11 protein-coding genes and 1 pseudogene are annotated in these 18,503 nt (G+C 34.5%); 5 read left to right on the forward strand and 7 right to left on the reverse strand.

Going from position 1 to position 18,503, the window contains the following annotated elements; genetic code table 11:
- Positions 1-8: 8 nt before the first annotated feature.
- The 3 genes and pseudogenes from Ollyesu_RS03455 to Ollyesu_RS03465 all read left to right on the forward strand — a co-directional run bounded on the left by Ollyesu_RS03455 (position 9) and on the right by Ollyesu_RS03465 (position 4,978).
- Positions 9-1,672, forward strand: a pseudogene (locus Ollyesu_RS03455) (MFS transporter).
- Positions 1,673-1,681: 9 nt separating this feature from the next.
- A complete protein-coding gene (locus tag Ollyesu_RS03460; protein WP_279302402.1) occupies positions 1,682-2,692 on the forward strand; it encodes a N(4)-(beta-N-acetylglucosaminyl)-L-asparaginase in 1,011 nt (336 codons plus the stop codon).
- A gap of 114 nt (positions 2,693-2,806) precedes the next feature.
- A complete protein-coding gene (locus Ollyesu_RS03465; protein WP_279302403.1) occupies positions 2,807-4,978 on the forward strand; it encodes a T9SS type A sorting domain-containing protein in 2,172 nt (723 codons plus the stop codon).
- A gap of 54 nt (positions 4,979-5,032) precedes the next feature.
- On the opposite strand, the gene Ollyesu_RS03470 is transcribed toward Ollyesu_RS03465, so the two are convergent.
- Complete coding sequence (locus tag Ollyesu_RS03470; protein WP_279302404.1) at positions 5,033-5,566, reverse strand: lipocalin family protein; 534 nt, start codon at positions 5,564-5,566, stop codon at positions 5,033-5,035.
- Positions 5,567-5,678: 112 nt separating this feature from the next.
- Here Ollyesu_RS03470 and polA point away from each other — a divergent pair, with 112 nt between their 5' ends.
- A complete protein-coding gene (gene polA, locus Ollyesu_RS03475) occupies positions 5,679-8,573 on the forward strand; it encodes a DNA polymerase I (protein ID WP_279302405.1) in 2,895 nt (964 codons plus the stop codon).
- Between the two features lie 6 nt (positions 8,574-8,579).
- Here polA and Ollyesu_RS03480 read toward each other — a convergent pair whose 3' ends face one another.
- On the reverse strand, positions 8,580-9,050 hold the full coding sequence (locus Ollyesu_RS03480; RefSeq protein ID WP_279302406.1) for a hypothetical protein: 471 nt from the start codon (positions 9,048-9,050) through the stop codon (positions 8,580-8,582).
- Positions 9,050-9,319 carry a helix-turn-helix transcriptional regulator gene (locus Ollyesu_RS03485; RefSeq protein WP_279302407.1) on the reverse strand — a complete coding sequence of 90 codons (270 nt, stop codon included), beginning with the start codon at positions 9,317-9,319 and terminating at the stop codon, positions 9,050-9,052. Before Ollyesu_RS03485 ends, Ollyesu_RS03480 begins: the two co-directional genes overlap by 1 nt.
- Positions 9,320-9,399: 80 nt before the next feature.
- Between Ollyesu_RS03485 and Ollyesu_RS03490 the strand changes: the two genes are divergently transcribed.
- The gene (locus tag Ollyesu_RS03490; RefSeq protein ID WP_279302408.1) at positions 9,400-9,720 is read left to right on the forward strand and encodes a hypothetical protein; all 321 of its coding nucleotides are present in this window, start codon (positions 9,400-9,402) and stop codon (positions 9,718-9,720) included.
- A gap of 3 nt (positions 9,721-9,723) precedes the next feature.
- Here Ollyesu_RS03490 and Ollyesu_RS03495 read toward each other — a convergent pair whose 3' ends face one another.
- The 4 genes from Ollyesu_RS03495 to Ollyesu_RS03510 form a co-directional block, all read right to left on the reverse strand.
- A complete protein-coding gene (locus Ollyesu_RS03495; RefSeq protein WP_279302409.1) occupies positions 9,724-11,676 on the reverse strand; it encodes a YgiQ family radical SAM protein in 1,953 nt (650 codons plus the stop codon).
- Positions 11,677-11,824: 148 nt separating this feature from the next.
- Complete coding sequence (locus Ollyesu_RS03500) at positions 11,825-13,246, reverse strand: alpha-amylase family glycosyl hydrolase (protein ID WP_279302410.1); 1,422 nt, start codon at positions 13,244-13,246, stop codon at positions 11,825-11,827.
- A 7-nt stretch (positions 13,247-13,253) separates the two neighbouring features.
- Positions 13,254-14,930, reverse strand: a complete 1,677-nt coding sequence (locus Ollyesu_RS03505) for an alpha-amylase family glycosyl hydrolase (RefSeq protein ID WP_279302411.1) — start codon at positions 14,928-14,930, stop codon at positions 13,254-13,256.
- A gap of 49 nt (positions 14,931-14,979) precedes the next feature.
- Complete coding sequence (locus Ollyesu_RS03510) at positions 14,980-18,456, reverse strand: TIM-barrel domain-containing protein (protein ID WP_279302412.1); 3,477 nt, start codon at positions 18,454-18,456, stop codon at positions 14,980-14,982.
- Positions 18,457-18,503 lie beyond the last annotated feature (47 nt).

An 18,503-nucleotide genomic window follows, 5' to 3' on the forward strand; every position in this document is an offset into this window, starting at 1 on the left:
CTAACTAAATGAACAATCAAAACAACAAATCTGCTTTAACTACTTTAGTAACAGTATTCTTCTTCTGGGGATTTATAGCTGCCTCTAACGGAGTCTTTATTCCGTTTTGTAAAACGTATTTAATATAGATCAATTTCAATCGCAATTAGTAGATTTTGCATTTTATGGTGCGTATTATATTGGTGCGCTTTTATTGTTTATTATCTCTAGTGGATTAAAAAAAGACATCTTAAATGCTTGGGGTTATAAAAACGGGATTGTCTATGGATTATTACTGTCTGCAGTTGGTGCGTTTGTCATGTATCCAGCAACAGCAGGAGCAGAACAAGGACAAACCAGTGTGTTTTATTTTGTTTTAGTCGCCTTATTTATTGTTGGTTTAGGGTTTTCGTTACAACAAACAACCGCTAACCCATTTGCAATTGCTTTAGGTGATCCCAAAACAGGATCGCATCGTTTAAATTTAGCTGGTGGAATCAACTCGTTTGGAACCACCATAGGACCCATCGTAGTTGCATTTATCATCTTTGGATCTGCACCTTTATCTAGTGAAGAATTAGCGCTCATGATTAAAAATAACGACATTAAATTAACAACCGTCCAAATGTTGTATTTAGGTGTTGGTGTCTTGTTTTTATTAGCTGCTGCACTGTTTCATTTTTCAAAAAAATTACCAGCATTAAAATCGGAAACTGCTTTTGAACCAGCCAATAAAGCCAAAAATAGTCTTATTGTATTAACTATTATTATTGCTGGTTGTTTTGGGTATATTTTTAGTACTTACACAGGTGGTGAAGTTGTTACAGAAGCTTTAGAAAACAAACGATTGACTTTCTTAATCATAGCATTAGTTGCTGTTATTGGCTGCCTATTGTTTGCGTATTCAAGTTCGTCCAAAAAACCAGAAGGTTGGGGAGCCATGAAATATCCACAACTAGTTTTAGGGATGCTTGCCATATTTACTTATGTTGGTGTAGAAGTTACTGTTGGTAGCAATTTAGGCGAGTTACTTAAACAAGCTGTAGATAGAACCAATCTTAATGCACTTGGTTTACCTACGCTAAACGATGCCCAAATCGCACCTTTTATCTCGCTATACTGGGGAGGATTAATGATAGGTCGTTGGGTAGGTGCTATTACTGTTTTTAATCCAAGTAAAGGACTTAAAAAATGGCTGTTAATTATCGTGCCTTATGTGGCTTTTGGAGTGATTTTACTAGTGAATTTTGGCAAATACTCTACCAATCAAATTCTGTTTTTTGCTATTTGTGTGGCAGTTCAAATTGGAGGTTTCTTTTTAGCAAAAGACAATCCAGTAAAAACATTAAAAATATTCAGTTTACTAGGTGTTATTGCTATGACTATAGGATTATTAACCACAGGTAATGTAGCACTTTTTGCTCTCTTGTCTGGTGGTTTATTCTGTTCTATCATGTGGCCATGTATTTTTACTTTAAGCATTGCAGGATTAGGTAAGTATACCTCACAAGGATCTGCATTTTTAATTATGATGATTTTAGGTGGTGCTATTATTCCGCCTTTACAAGGTAAATTAGCTGATATTTTTGGGATTCAACCTTCTTATTTAATAGCAGTGTTATGCTTTGGATATTTGCTGTTTTATGCGTTCAGAACAAAAACTGTTCTTGACAAACAAGGCGTAACGTATTAATTAAGTTTAATGAAAAGAAGGACATTCATAAAAAACGCATCGATTTCAGGACTAGGTATAGCTGTAGGAAGTACTACCTTAAATTGTGACAAAAAACCAAAAAACACTTCAAATCCTGAAACCAAAAGCAATATTATGAAAAAACCTTCCATATCACCCATTGCCATTTGTACTTGGGGATTTGTTGATGCTAATGCCAAAGCAGGACAATCACTGGAAAACGGTAAAAATGCTTTAGATGCTGCAATTGCAGGGGTTTCAGTAGAAGAAGAAAATCTAAAAAACACAACCGTTGGAAAAGGCGGAACACCAGATAGAGCTGGTAACGTTACATTAGATGCTTGTGTCATGGATAGTACAGGAGATTGTGGTGCAGTGGTTTGTGTAGAAAACATTACCAATGTGGCTGCTCTAGCCAAACAAGTCATGACTGAAACGCCTCATGTGATGCTTGCAGGTCAAGGTGCAGAAGAATTTGCCTATACCCAAGGATTTAAAAAAGAACAATTACTTACAGAAGACTCTAAAAAAGCATGGGAAACATGGAAAAAATCACCAGAATACAAACCTATAATTAATATCGAAAATCACGACACCATAGGTATGCTATGTTTAGATAAAAATGGCGATATTGCTGGTGCTTGTACCACCTCTGGATTATCTTATAAAATGAAAGGTCGGATTGGCGATTCTCCCATAATTGGTTCAGGATTATTTATTGACAACTCTATTGGTGGAGCTGCAGCAACAGGATTAGGGGAAGAAATTATGAAAACAGTAGGTAGTTTTTTAATTGTCGAACTCATGCGAAACGGAATGCATCCGCAACAAGCTTGCGAAGAAGCTGTACGTCGAGTTACCTCAAAAAATCCAAGCTATAAAGATTTTCAGGTTGCCTATATTGCTATCAATACAGCAGGAGAAACAGGTGCTTATTGTATACATGAAGGATTTAGATACATGAAATATCAAGATGGTGTCAATCACAATATATTGTCTGATTGTGTTGTAAAAACCTAATGGGTCAAGTTTTATTTAAAAAACAACCAACTATACACAAAACAAGGTAATTCTTACATTAATACTATTATAACTAACTTTTAGTCTGTAACTTTAAATCTAAATCCATTAGTTATGAAACAACTTTACTTTACATCCCTCTTGCTACTAACTCTGTCATTCGGATTTGCTCAACCAGCAAACGATGATTGCTCAAATGCACAGATAATTACTGTTAGTACTACTAATTTAAATGTCCCTTTTGATATTAATACTGCCACTTTAAACAACCAAGAAGGCTGTTCTGGTACGACTGCAGATTATGCTGATGTTTGGTTTGAATTTACAATGCCAACCAATGGAAATCTATATATAGATGGTTCTTTATCTTGGAACCAATTTGCCATTTACGATAGTTGTGGAGGCACAGAATTAAACTGTTTCTCTAGCAATGGGCTTTTAGATAATTTAGTATCTGGAACGACTTATACACTCAGAGTTTTTAGAGCTTCTGGAACCGCTAACAATACGTCTTATCAAAGTTTTAGTATCATAGCTTATGATACGGTAACAAATGACGATTGTACTTCATCAGAAAATATTTCAGTAACTGCTACTAATACTACAGTAAATTTTGAAATTGCTGGTGCAGAAATAAACAACGAAGTAGGATGTTCCGGAACAATCAATGATTACTTAGACATTTGGTATGATTTTACTATGCCTTTTGACGGAAATCTTTATATAGAAGGCTCAATTAGTTGGAATAATTTTGCACTATATGACACATGTAGTGGTACAGAAATCCAGTGCGGAAGTGCTAACGAGTTTGTTGAAGGCTTAATATCTGGAACTAACTACAAACTACGTGTTTTCAGAACTGTAGCTACTGCAGATAATACAAGTTATAAAGCTTTTAGCATTGTTGCCTACCAATCCGTTGCTAATGATACTTGTGCTGCTGCGGAAAACATAACCGTTACAACAACAGGTTCTACAGTCAATTTTGAGATTGCTGGTGCGGAAATTAATAATGAAGAAGGTTGCTCAGGTACAACAAACGATTACCTAGACATTTGGTATGATTTTACAATGCCTGTAAACGGAAATCTGTACATAGATGGTTCCATCAACTGGAATAATTTTGCGCTTTACGATGCATGTAGTGGGACAGAAATACAATGTGGTAGTGCTAACGAATTTATTGAAGGTCTTACAGCTACTACCAACTACAAACTGCGCGTGTTTAGAACTATTGCAACCGCAGACAACAATAGCTATAAATCTTTTTTTATTAGAGCATTTGAGACCGTGACTAATGACGATTGTGCTTCTGCTGAAAATATAACAGTAACGACTGACCAACAAACCATTAATTTTGATATTGGTGGTGCCTCAATAAATAATGAAGAAGGCTGTACTGGTACAACAAACGACTATGCAGACATTTGGTATGAATTTACAATGCCAGTAAATGGTAATCTTTTAGTAAATGGAGCTATCAATTGGAATAATTTTGCTCTTTACGACGCATGCAGTGGGACAGAAATACAATGTGGTAGCTCAAGTGAGCAGTTTGACGGTCTTACCGCAACTACCAACTATAAACTACGTGTATTTAGAACACTGGCTAACACAGATAATAATAACTACCGTAGTTTTACCATACAAGCATTTGAAATAATAACTAACGACGATTGTGCTTCTGCTGAAACTATTAACGTTTTATCAGGAACACCAACTACAGTTAATTTTGGTATCGCTGGTGCTAATGTAAATAATGAAGAAGGATGTTCTGGCGGAACTGTTGCAGACTATGCAGATATTTGGTATGATTTTACAATGCCAGAAGATGGATTTATAATTATAGATGGCACAATTAATTGGAATAATTTTGCAGTATATGATGCCTGTGCAGGAACACAACTAGGATGTTTTAGTGCTTCTGGAAACGTTGGTGGTTTAACTAACGGAACAACTTATAAATTACGCTTATTTAGAGGTGCATCTACAGCAACTAACACTAATTATAAAAGCTTTACTATAGAAAGCAGTGCAACTTTAAGCACAGATGATTTATCATTAGATAAAAAAGTAACAATTTTTCCAAATCCAGCAGAAGATTTTGTTCAAATAAAGACAAGTTTAGATATTGATTTAATAAGTCTTTATGATATTAATGGACGATTGATTTTGGATATTCCTTATACTGAAAGACTGAGTTTAGAGCACTTAGATTCTGGAGTTTATTTCCTAAAATTAAAATCTAAGAATCTAATAACAACAAAAAAAATCATAAAAAATTAACATTAAAAAAGGCGAAACAAATGTTTCGCCTTTTTTAATAATTATAACGTTTGTTTATTGCTTTACAAAAACATTAGTAGCATCAGAATCTGAAAAAGTAGTGCTTGACACATCTCCATTGGCGTCAAGAAATACTATTTCATATTCAAAAAAACTAGGTCTTACTAATACATTATTTGAAGGTAAAGTAAAAATAACATCTTCTCCACCAGCGCTGGCAACAAAACTTCCATTAGCCGACTGAGTCCAAGTAAAATTAAATATAAAATTATCTTCTTCACATACGTAGCTAAAGGTTTCTACATTATTCTGGTTTGTAAGCGTAAGGTCTAAATCCGTAGTATAAGTAACACTACCTGTACCATCTGCATTAAAAACAATCGATTCTCCTTGATAGCAACCGGTTTCAGCAATAAGATCACTTGACTCAACTCCATCGTTATTCAAATCAAATGAATCATTTTCAACATTAAACTCAGATATTACCCAAGTACCTACAATAGCAGGTGTTGTATCAGTATTAGAGTCGTCATCACTTGAACATGATAGAGCACATAAACCTAAAAAAGCAAATAATATTTTTCTCATATTTTAAAATTTTAAACACAAACATACAATATATATTTACAATTGCAATTCAATTAATTTCTATTTAAAGCATAAGTTTTTGTAGTTTTATAATCTTCAAAAAACAAAATTCATGTCAGATCAAAAACGCCTTTTTTTAGTTGATGCTTATGCACTTATATTTCGTGGTTATTACGCCTTTATAAAAAACCCACGAATCAATTCTAAAGGAGAAGACACCTCAGCTATTATGGGTTTTATGAACTCGTTATTAGACGTTATTAAACGTGAACGTCCAGACCATTTAGCGGTATGTTTTGATAAAGGTGGTAGTACAGATAGAGTCGAAATGTTTGAAGCTTATAAAGCAAATAGAGACGAAACACCAGAAGGTATTCGTACCGCAATTCCGCATATCTGTAATATTCTGGAAGCCATGCATATTCCAATCATGGTAAAAGAAGGTTATGAAGCAGATGATGTCATTGGTACATTATCCCGTCAAGCGGAAAAAGAAGGTTATAAAGTCTTTATGGTCACTCCAGATAAAGATTTTGCGCAACTAGTTACCGAAAACATTTTTATGTATAGACCTGTTTTTGGTGGTGGTTATGAAACTTGGGGCATCCCAGAAGTACAGAAAAAATTTGAAGTCACAGACCCAATGCAAGTCATTGACTTTTTGGGTATGATGGGAGATTCTAGCGATAATATTCCTGGACTTCCAGGTGTTGGAGAAAAAACTGCGAAGAAGTTTTTAGCAGCCTACGGAAGTATGGAAAATCTTTTAGCTAATACACACGAGCTTAAAGGTAAAATGAAAGAAAAGATTGAGGCGAATGGTGAGTTGGGTTTACTATCTAAGAAATTAGCAACCATTATGTTAGATGTTCCTGTAACGTTTAACGCTAAAGATTTTGAACTCGATCATCCAGATGTTGAAAAAGTAAAAGAAATATTTCAAGAATTAGAGTTTAGACGACTCACAGATAATTTTGTAAAAACCTTTACGTCTGGTGCAGAAGCTACTTCCAAATCAAATACTAATGGAACTGTCACTTCGAGCACTTCGTCTTCGCTCAGTACAGGCTCTGTCGAGAAGTCTTCAAATTCAACCTCAGTTTCAAGTTCAAATTCTAACGCAGGTGCAGGACAATTTTCATTGTTTGGAGCAGAACCTTCATCTGCGACTGAAACCGTTTCAGAATACACTAGAAAAACCATTGAAACTACCTCGCATTTTTACCAAAGCGTTGCGCCAGGAATGGCAACCAAACTATTCATTAAAAATTTAATGAATCAAACTAGCGTATGTTTTGATACGGAAACCACAGGACTTAATCCATTAACTGCTGAGTTGGTAGGTATTGCATTTTCTTGGGAAGTTGGTAAAGGCTTTTATTTACCTTTTCCAGAAGACAGACAAGAAGCACAATCTATTATCGAAGAATTACGATGTTTTTTTGAAAGTGAAACCATCGAAAAAGTAGGACAGAATTTAAAGTACGATATCAAAGTACTTGCAAAATATAATGTCGAAGTTAAAGGTAAACTGTTTGACACCATGTTAGCGCATTATTTAATCAATCCTGACATGCGTCACAATATGGATGTGTTGGCAGAAACCTATTTAAACTACACACCAGTATCTATCACAGAACTGATTGGTAAAAAAGGGAAGAATCAATTGTCTATGCGTGATGTTCCGTTAGAGAAACAAACCGAATACGCAGTAGAGGATGCAGATATCACACTTCAACTAAAAGAGCATTTTGAAAAAGAATTAGGCGAAGCCAACACCCAAAAACTATTTAATGATATCGAAGTGCCTTTACTTCGTGTACTGGCTGCAATGGAACTAGAAGGTATTAATTTAGATGAAACATTCTTAAATAGTTTGTCTGAAGAGTTGGATAACGACATCAAAACCTTAGAAGCTAAAATTTACGATGTTGCTGGTGAAGAATTTAATATCGCGTCACCAAAGCAATTGGGTATTATTTTATTCGAAAAATTAAAACTCGTCGATAAGCCTAAAAAAACAAAAACTGGTCAGTACAAAACAGGAGAAGATATTTTATCCTATTTAGCCAAAGACCATGAGATTATCCAAAACATTTTAGACTATCGTGGACTTGCAAAATTAAAAAGTACCTATGTAGATGCGTTACCGCTTCAAGTTGAACCTACAACTGGTCGTGTGCACACAGATTATATGCAAACCGTTGCTGCAACAGGACGATTAAGTAGTAATAATCCTAATTTACAGAACATCCCAATACGAACTGAACGTGGTCGTCAAGTGCGAAAAGCGTTTGTACCACGTAACGACGACTATATTTTACTAGCAGCCGATTACAGCCAAATAGAACTGCGTATTATTGCTGCATTAAGTAAAGAAGAAACCATGATTGAAGCCTTTAAAAATGGTGAAGATATTCATGCGTCGACTGCATCTAAAGTGTTTAATGTGCCTATTGAAGAGGTGACTAGAGAGCAACGTAGCAATGCCAAAACCGTAAACTTTGGGATTATTTATGGTGTGTCTGCTTTTGGACTAAGTAACCAAACCGATTTGTCTCGTAGCGAAGCCAAAGAGTTGATAGATACCTATTACGAAACCTACCCTAAGCTTAAAAAATACATGAGCGAGCAAGTCGATTTTGCGCGTGATAACGGTTACGTAAAAACCGTTTTAGACAGACGTCGTTATTTAAAAGATATTAATAGTCGTAACGCTGTAGTGCGTGGAGCTGCAGAACGTAATGCGGTAAACGCACCAATACAAGGTAGTGCTGCAGATATTATTAAAATTGCCATGATTAATATTTATAATAAGTTATCCCACGGAAATTTTAAAACTAAAATGCTCTTACAAGTGCATGATGAATTGGTCTTTGATGTCTATAAACCTGAACTTGACGAAATGAAAACCTTGATTAAAACCGAAATGGAGAATGCTTTTAAAATGGAGGTTCCGTTAGATGTTGAAGTCGATACTGGTTTGAATTGGTTGGAGGCGCATTAACTAAAATTATAAGTTTATTTGATATTGAATTCTTTTATTTTTAATTATTGATTCTAACTCATCCATTTTGAGCAAACAATAAGAAAAAGAATCAGGATGTAAAGATATAAAGCAAAACCTAAATCTATCTCCAACTAATTTTGCGAAATTAAATTCATTCTCTGTAGCTCCAAAGAAAAATCCTTTTGGGTTTTCTGGCAGAAACTTTTTAGTTGTCTTTATCTCAATGAATTGAATTTCATCTAAATGTGTCTCTATATAATCTTCTTTAAATTTAATTCCTTTCAATTTAGGTATATAAATCATATCAAAAGACTGTTTAAAACTATATGGTAATTCAAGGATATCAAGCAAAGTTTTTTTCATTGGTAAATCAATCTTAAAAAAACCTGTTTGCTTTTCTAACATATATCTAATTCCTTCTTTCTCTGTAACATTATTAGATAATGTCAATTTAAAACTATGAGCTCTTGACATTATTCTTCGGTTTTCAATTGATAATCATTAAAGCTTAGTTTTGGGTTCTGATTTTCAAAATTCAGCAATTCAGAAATCTCGATTTCAAATGCTTTTGAAAAGACTGCAATATTAGTTAGTGAAATATTACGTTCACCTCTTTCAATCATACCAATGTATGTTCTGTGAAAACCTGTTTTAAAAGATAGTTTTTCTTGACTCAGTTTATTCTCAAGTCTTAACTCTCGAATTCTTAGCCCAAATTCTTTAAGAAGGAATTTATTTACCATTAATCGAAACTATACTTATTGTATGCAATAATCAACATACAATAAGTATCATTTCATTATATTTACTTTTAAAAAATATAATGATTTGGTATGCAAGGAAATCTAGCGATGATGGAAAGGGAATGAATAAAGGAGTTCTTTTTTATGAAGGTGAACATTATTCAAGGACAGAAGAACATGCAAAAAAATATGTAGAATCTCTAGGTTTAGTTTGGGAGGAAGAACTTAAGACTATCAACACAAAAGATGAATGGTTCTACTTTACTGATTGGGAAGAGCTAGATGAAGAAGAATTTTATGATTTTGAAGGTAACACATATAAAATATGTCATAACTGCAAAGGTGTAGTTAGAGTATTAACTGAATTAAATCTTTGCAAAAAATGTGGAATTTATACTTAAAATCTAACGTCTCTTCTTCCTAGACTTATACTTAACCTTCTGCTTCCTTTGATTAAAAGGTACAGCATCATTAAACGTGTCTTTGGCTTCACCATTAGGCTTGTTTTTACGCCATTTTTCTTTCTTTTCTGGTAAGAGTACTTTTAGTAAATCTTGACGACCAACTTTATTCAACGTCTTTTTTATCCACGCTTTGTTTTCGTCTTTATACCAAAAGAAAAAACGGTGTTGCTCGTCTTTTTCTTTTCGGGTTTTTGGCGTGTTTACTTTTTTAAGCGTGTAAGGATGGTAACCACTATAGTAAATAACAGTCGCTACTGTCATTGGTGTTGGAGTAAACCCTTGTACTTGCTCTAACTGGAAACCCATATCTTTAGTTTCGGCAGCGAGGTTTGCCATATCTTCAACTTCGCAAGCTGGATGATTAGAAATAAAATAGGGTATTAATTGAAGCTTTAAATTCTTCTTGATATTAATCTTATCAAAACGCTCTTTAAACTTATGGAAGTACGAGAACGACGGTTTCCGCATTAATTTTAAAACAGGATCACTCGTGTGTTCTGGCGCGACTTTTAAGCGTCCAGAAACGTGCTTGGTCATCACTTCTTCGGTATAAGCATCCAACTCTTTTGGGTCTGCATTTTTATTAAATTCTGGCACTAACATATCATGTCTAATTCCAGAACCTATAAATGATTTTTTTACTTTAGGATGACTGTCTACCGCTTGATATAATTCGGTTAACGGTTTATGAGACGTATCTAAATTACTACAAATTACTGGCGAAATACAACTAGGTGCCACACACTTATCACAGATAGCTTGCACTTTACCTTTCATTTGATACATATTAGCACTTGGTCCACCAATGTCGCTTAAATAGCCTTTAAAGTCTGGCATATTGGCAACTTTATCAACTTCTTTTAAAATCGATTCTTTACTACGACTTGCTATAAATTTTCCTTGATGCGCAGATATGGTACAAAAGCTACAACCACCAAAACAACCTCTGTGAATATTTATAGAAGTCTTAATCATCTCATAAGCTGGTATTGGTCCACGCTTATTGTATTTTGGATGTGGTAATCGTGTGTAAGGCAAATCAAAAGACGCATCAATCTCTGCTTCCGTCATGGTTGGATATGGCGGATTAATCATCAACGTCTTATTACCAACTTTCTGAAAAATTCGTCTTGCTGCCAACTTATTAGACTCTTGCTCTATGACTTTAAAGTTAGAGGCGTATTTTTTCTTGTCTTTTAAACAAACTTCGTGTGATGCGATTTCGACATCTTCCCAATTACTATTCTTCGGAATTTTTTCATCTTTATCCATCAACACAGCTGTTTGCAATACCGTGTTAATACTATTAAAAGGAACACCTTTCTCTAACAAACGCACTATTTCACGTAGAGGTTGCTCTCCCATTCCATACACCAGCATATCTGCTTTAGAAGTCTCTAAAATAGTTGGCATCAATTTATCACTCCAATAATCGTAATGCGTAACACGACGAAGCGAACCTTCAATTCCACCAATTAAAACAGGTGTGTCTGGCCATTTTTCTTTTAAGATATTACTATAAACTGTTGAGGCATAATCTGGTCTAAAACCAATATCTCCATTTGGAGTATAGGCATCTTTATCGCGACGTTTTTTGTTAGCATTATAATTGCTAATCATTGGATCCATGCAACCACCAGTAACTCCAAAAAACAATCTTGGTTTACCTAGTTTGACAAAATCCTGAAGATTATCATTGACATTGGGTTGAGGAACAATAGCTACACGTAAACCCATACTTTCTAACAAACGACCAATAACCGCAGGACCAAACGTAGGATGATCCACATAGGCATCACCACTAAATAGGATGACGTCTAGTGTGTCCCAACCGCGAATTTTCACCTCTTTGTTTGTGGTAGGTAACCAGTCTGACAGTTTAAGTTCTTGCATAACAGTGCAAAAATAGATAAAAAAAGACTGTTATCTATTATTATAAAAGGGTTTAGCATATAATTTAACTGGTTAGCTTAAATTAGAAACTTAACTAACAAAAAAAGGCTAACAATAATGCTAGCCTTTTTTACACAAAGTTATGGACTTATTGTTTGACTAAAACTTTATAAGTATTGGCGTCTAGAGCTATAGCATCACCTTTTAATTCTAAGGTGTTGTTTGACATATAGTCTAGATAGTTACCTTGTTGTGGTAAGCTTGTTTTTATGTTTTCTGAAGACACATTAGCAACAAAAAGTACTTCGTTTGTTCCATTAGTTCTAGAAAAAGCAATCACGTTTTTACCGCTATCTATTGGTGTAAAAGTGGCTGCTTGCTTCCCACCATGTAAAGCTGAATTAGTTTGTTTTAGTTGTGCTAACTTCTGTAACAATTTCCAAGTTCTAGCTTTGGTATGCGGAAAGCTATCTTTTTCAAAAAACAGTAATCTGTGGTCTAAATCATACTCTTGACCTGAATATATTAGTGGCATTCCTGGAGTTAAATAACTTAGCACAGTCATGATTTCTCCATTTTTACCCATACGTTCTTTGATGGTTCCATTCCAAGAGTTTTCGTCATGATTGGTCACAAAATTCATTAAAATATCATCTGCTTCGTAACGCTCTGCATCTGTTGTCATCATCTCTGTCCACGCTGTTGCGTCTTTTTCACCTTTAGCTATGGCATTCATCGCATGATGCCTGTCCCAACCATAAGCCATATCAAATAATCCATCTTTTAATAATTCTGGTTCCCAAGCTTCAGCTAGCATAAAAATATCTTTTTGAGCACGTAATTTAGGGATAGCTTGCTCCCAAAAATCTGTTGGTACAGAACCTGCTACATCACATCTAAATCCATCAACACCTTCTTTTGTAATCCAATAACTCATGTCTTCAATCATCTCTTTACGCATGTCTTGGTTGTCGTAATTTAAATCGGCAACGTCTGTCCAATCGGTACCTTCAGGATGCACGACTTCTCCTTTATCATTTTGTGTGTAATAGTCTGGATTAGTTTTTAACCATTCATGATCCCAACCTGTGTGATTAGGAACCCAATCTAAAATGACATAAATCCCATTATCGTGAGCTGTTTTTATTAAACTTCTAAAGTCTTCAATTGTTCCAAATTCTGGATTGATTTTAGTAAAATCTGATACTGCATAATAACTTCCTAAATATTTGGCTTGTTCGTCTTCTGGGAAATCGGTTGCAAATTTACTGTCTGCTCCACCTGTTGCTTTACGTTTGGTTTCTGAAATAGGAAATACTGGCATTAACCAAATGACTTTTACGCCTAATTGTTTTAACTGAGGAATGTCTTTAGTGAATTGCTCAAACGTCCCTTCAGGTGAGTATTGACGTATGTTAGCTTCGTAAATAACAGCAGTTTCTAGATCTGAATCTGAAATAGGTTGAAGCTTTTGTTTTTCTTCTGAAACTGGTTTTGTTTCCGTTTGTTTCTGCTCATCTTTACAAGCAAATGCTACAATTAATAAGGCTAATACAATTACTTTTTTCATGTGTTTGTTATTTTAATTCTTCTAATAAAATGATGTTTTGGTTTGATGTAATTTTGACTGTTCCATTTTTAACTTCAAAATGTTCTCCTGAATAAAAATCTCTTACTTTTTGTCCTTCTTTAAAAACTGAAGACACATTTAAGATTTGTAATTCTTTTGGAAAATCTATAGCAACTATAACTTGATCTTTAAAATCACCATTTGTATATACTCTACTAAATATGTAAGGTGATTCACTAATCATTAGATGTTGTCCTGCTCCAATTGCTGGATGATTAAGTCTAAACTGACCCAGTTTTTGCCAATGGATAAGCAAATCTTGGTGTTGTGACATCTCATTCCAATTCATAAAACTACGTAAGGTGGCATCACCAACTGTACCTTCAATAGTTAAGTCTCTTGCAGTTTCATCTCCATAATAGATTTGAGACGTACCAGGTGATAGTAATAATCGGGTTGCAGTTTCAAATGTTTTTTCTCTGTTTTTATCAAACGGTTGTCCATCGTCATGCGACGTTAAATAGTTTAAAACGCCATAACCTTTTAAGTCACTATTTAATATCGTATTATAACGATTAAACTGTTCTTCATAGGATTGTTGTTGTGCGTTCCATTTCATTTCAAAATTGATTAAGCTATTAAATGCTTTATCAAAATAATTGACTTTTTTGTCTCCAAAATCGAACGCTTTTCCAGCTGAAATTCCGTAATTATATACTTCTCCTGTTAAATAAAACCCATTATTATCTAAGACCTTATTTGGGTTTTGCTGCTTAAATTCTGCGAAAGCGTTATCACAAACCTCTCTAAATTCTTGCCACACAAATTCCTCAGTGTGCTTAACTGTATCGACTCTATAACCATCAATTCCAAAGTCTGTAATATAATCGCTTAACCACTTCATGATATAAAAACGAGGTGCACGTGGATAACCTGTTTTTTTGAAAAATGCGTCTAATTCTGCAACTTCTTGCTCATAACGACCTTCGTCTTTCCATTTTTGAACTAATTGAGGAGGTAATTCTACTGCATTGTTGCTTTCGGTTTTAATATCTGGAAGATTTTTAACCAGTGTACAGGTTATTGTGTTATCATAATTATCATAACGACATTGTGGCTGAGTTCTAACCCAATCGTTTGGCCAAACGGGATCCTTTTCTGTGACTGGACCTGTGTGATTAATAACAGCATCTAACAGAACCCTGATGCCTTTTTTATGCGCAGCATCTACCAAATTTTTTAAATCATCTTTTGTACCCAAATTAGCATCAATGTTAGTCCAATCTTTGGTCCAATATCCATGAAAACCATACGTCAATCCAGTTCCTTCATCTGTTCCGCCATGTATTTGCTCTACAATTGGTGACATCCAAATAGCGTTAACACCTAAATTGGTAAAGTAACCTTCCTCTATTTTTTGGGTAACACCTTTTAAATCGCCTCCTTCAAAACCACGTAACACTGCTGTTTCTTTAGTCCTACCGTAATTAACATCGTTGGTTTTGTCGCCATTATTAAAACGATCCGTTAATAAGAAATATACATTTGCGGCTTCCCAAACAAAAGGTGTTTGTGCTTCTTCTTTTTGTTGATGTTGTGCCAAATCTTGACTCGTCTTTTTATCTGATTTGCAAGAAAAAAGTACAATTATTAAAAGTGTTATTATTGGTTTTAAATTTTTCATGTTTCTATATTTAATGTGGATTCCTGCTTTCGCAGGAATGACAAAATCACTAATATTTTATTTGTGTTTCAACGTCATTTGAGGTATTCCAATTGACTTGAAAAGTCAATGTTTTATCAACCTTATTATAAGTGAATTCTATTTTTTTTCTATTGAATTTTATACGTTTTGGTGACTTCGGAAAATTGTGAATTATCACATCTATTGTTTTAGTTGATTCTACGTAATTTGCACCTGTTTCAGCCTCAAATTCTATATCTAAACGGTTTTTGCAAGATTCAGCTTCAAACTCTAAAATTTCATATTGTCCTTTTTCAAAAGCGTCTTTGGTGTTTCCATCATCATTGTAAAGTGTTTGAACACTTTCTTTTATTGAAGCATCAAAATAGTAGTGTAAATCGAAGTTGTTTCCGTTATATTCTGCTGTACTTTGCATTGGTTTTGCGGTAGGAATAAATGCACCACCACGAACGTAAGTTGGGATGTAATTGTCTTCAGTTTTTACTGAAAGACTTTGTCCTCCTTCCACTTTTTCATCTGTATAATAATTGAACCAGTTGCTGTTTTTTGGAAAGTATACCTCAGCTTCTGTTTGGTTGGCATTAACAATAGGTGTTACTAAAAAGTTATTTCCCCAAAGGTAGGTTGATGCTACAGTTTGTAACTTTGAATTATCTTCCTCTTCAAAAAATAATGGTCGCATTAAAGGTGCTCCTGTTTGATTATTTTCAAATACCAAATTGTAATTATATGGTAGTAATTGGTATCGCAATTCGATAGCTTGCTTGGCTAATGCTTTCGCTTTATCGCTTCTGTAAACAGGTTCTGCAGGCACATCTTCTTGTGCGTGAGGTCTGTAAATAGGTTGAAACACTCCATACTGTAACCAACGTGCGTACAGCTCATCATCTAGATTATTTCCTGCAAATCCACCTAAATCGCTATGCATATACGCCAAACCTTGCAGTCCCATTTGAAGCGCAATTTCTGGTTGAGATTGTAATCCTCCCCAAGTTCTGTTGACGTCTCCAGACCAAGGAATCATCCCAAAACGTTGTGAGCCAGAACTTCCTGCACGCATTAAAATAAATGGTCTTGTATTAGAGAAGTTTTTAACGTACATCTCCTGAACCAATTCTGCCCAATGGTGACCATAAATATTATGCACCTCATCTGCAGTTCCTGTTGCGTGAAGTAACCCTTCAGGATGCACTTCTGGCTCTCCTAAATCGCCCCAAACCCCTGACACACCTAAGTTTACTAAATCTTTATAAATATTCTGAAACCATTGTTTTCCTTTTGGATTGTAAATATCTATCAATCCTGTATTACCAAAATAGAAGTCGAAAGTATATGGATTACCTATAGAATCTTTAGCCAAAATATCGGCTTTTACAGCTTCGTCCCAACGCTTAGAAGTTGTTAACACAAAAGGTTCTGTGACTAAAACCGTTTTCACATTTTGGTCTTTTAACCCTTTAATCATTTGTTTAGGATTTGGAAACGAATCTCTGTAAAATTCTAAATTTCCCATAGTGCCTTGAATGGTTTTTCCGAACCAGAAAATATCAATGATTATAGCATCTAACGGAATGTTTTCGTCTCTAAATTTTTGAACTGTTGCTTCTACTTCTTTTTGTGAATGGTAACCAAATCGACTAGAAAAATTACCCATAGCCCAACGTGGTGGCATAGGTTGTCTGCCAGTTAGTTTTGTGTAATTTTTGGTTAAATCCAACCAAGACTCACCAACCACAATTTGATAGGTTTTTCTACCAGAAATGGTTTCGTAAGTGATGGTGTTATCTGCGTTGCTATCTAAATCTAAAAAGCCTATTGGTGCATTATCAAAATGAATAAGATACTTATTGGAAGATACTACCATTGGCATGGTGTAATTCATTAACTCGCTTCTTTCTTCGTAACCATAATGTGCTTTGTTGTATAGCTCTAAACGATTACCTCGTCGGTTCATACCTAACGCTCTAGCTCCACCACCATATAATACTTCCTTTGGTTTTAAGTTGAAACTAATGGTTTCGAAATCGTCTGTTTTTTGATAGCCATTTTTTATTGAAGTGATTTCTTTACCATCTTTCCAATAGGACATATGAAAAGGCGACTTGGTAATTTTTACTGTTAATTTTGCAGATTGAAAACTAATCTCTGAAGTTGTTTCATTAAACTTTACATTAGAAAGTGCTTTATATAAAACTACAGCATGTGACTTTTTATCAAATGTTTCACCTGTTGGTAAAAATGTGGTTTCGACAGTTTTAGGATTGTAAAATTGGATAGAATAGCTTCCATCAGAAACCTGAATATTTAATTGATTATTTTTAAAATCAGCAGAAACAAATTCTCTTTTTTGAATAGCATCTTCAAACAACCACGTAATGGCTTCTTCAAAGTTATTTCGCCATAATTCTTCATTATGCCTACCTTCTGGAACAACTTTAGATTGTATGTTTTCTTCTGGGAATCCATTGTCTTTTAATAAAGACGTTATACTTTTCATGTCTATAACAGTCTGACTAATTTCATTAAATCCAGCATTTTCTCCTTCTTTTCCACCTGCTAAAAAGTACATTTTGGTATTTTGAAGATTAGCATGCTTTTTGGTAAACTCATTTACTTCTGGAGCAAACCAAAACGCTGGAGAATACACTCCTACTTTACCAAAAACTTCTGGATATTTTAATGCAGCATAATGCGAAATTAATCCACCCATGGAGCTACCAAAAATAGCTGTATTGCTTCTATCTTTTTTGGTGTTGTAATTAGCATCAATATGTGGTTTTAGTGTATTGACAATAAAATCGACATACATATCTCCTTCACCTCCACCATATTTAGCATTGGTCCAAGGTGAATACTCATCTAAACGCTTAGATTCACCATTATCGATACCAACAACAATAAGCTTTAGGTTGTCTTTGAATAATTTGTCTAAGGTTTCATCCACATTCCACTCGCCATAACCAGAGGTTTTTGCATCAAAAATGTTTTGACCATCGTGCATATATACGACAGGATAATCCTGCTTTGAGGTTTTATAATCTGGTGGTAAATAGATCCAAACACGACGTTTTCTGTTTAGTTGAGGCATATGAAACTCTTCGGAAAGAATGGTAACATTTTTTGAAGCAGTTGAGGCTTCTTCATTATCAAACAAATGACTCCAACCAGCAATTTTAACCTTAAACGTGTCGTTTGGTTTTTCAAACTTGTAAATGCGATTATCTATAGCTTCACCTGTATTTGTACTTTCTGCAGTATTCCAATTGCCCAAAGTAAACTTAAATAAAATACGCTGTTCTGTTTTTGGAAGCGTGATTTGATATTGACCATCTACTTGTTGTAATTGATAGTCTTTATGTCCACCAGACCAACCTTCAAAATCACCTGAAATAAAAATAGAAGCGTCTTTTGGTGTGTCTTCAGGAAGTCCATCCACGATGATGGTGACTTGTGCAATTGTTACTTGGACTAGTAAAAAGGATAGTATGTAAATAATGTTTTTCATTTTATTATTTAAAAGATTCTTCACTTCGTTCTGAATGACAGATTGTT

It is taken from the genome of Olleya sp. YS (assembly GCF_029760915.1).
In the GTDB taxonomy this organism is placed as follows: domain Bacteria; phylum Bacteroidota; class Bacteroidia; order Flavobacteriales; family Flavobacteriaceae; genus Olleya.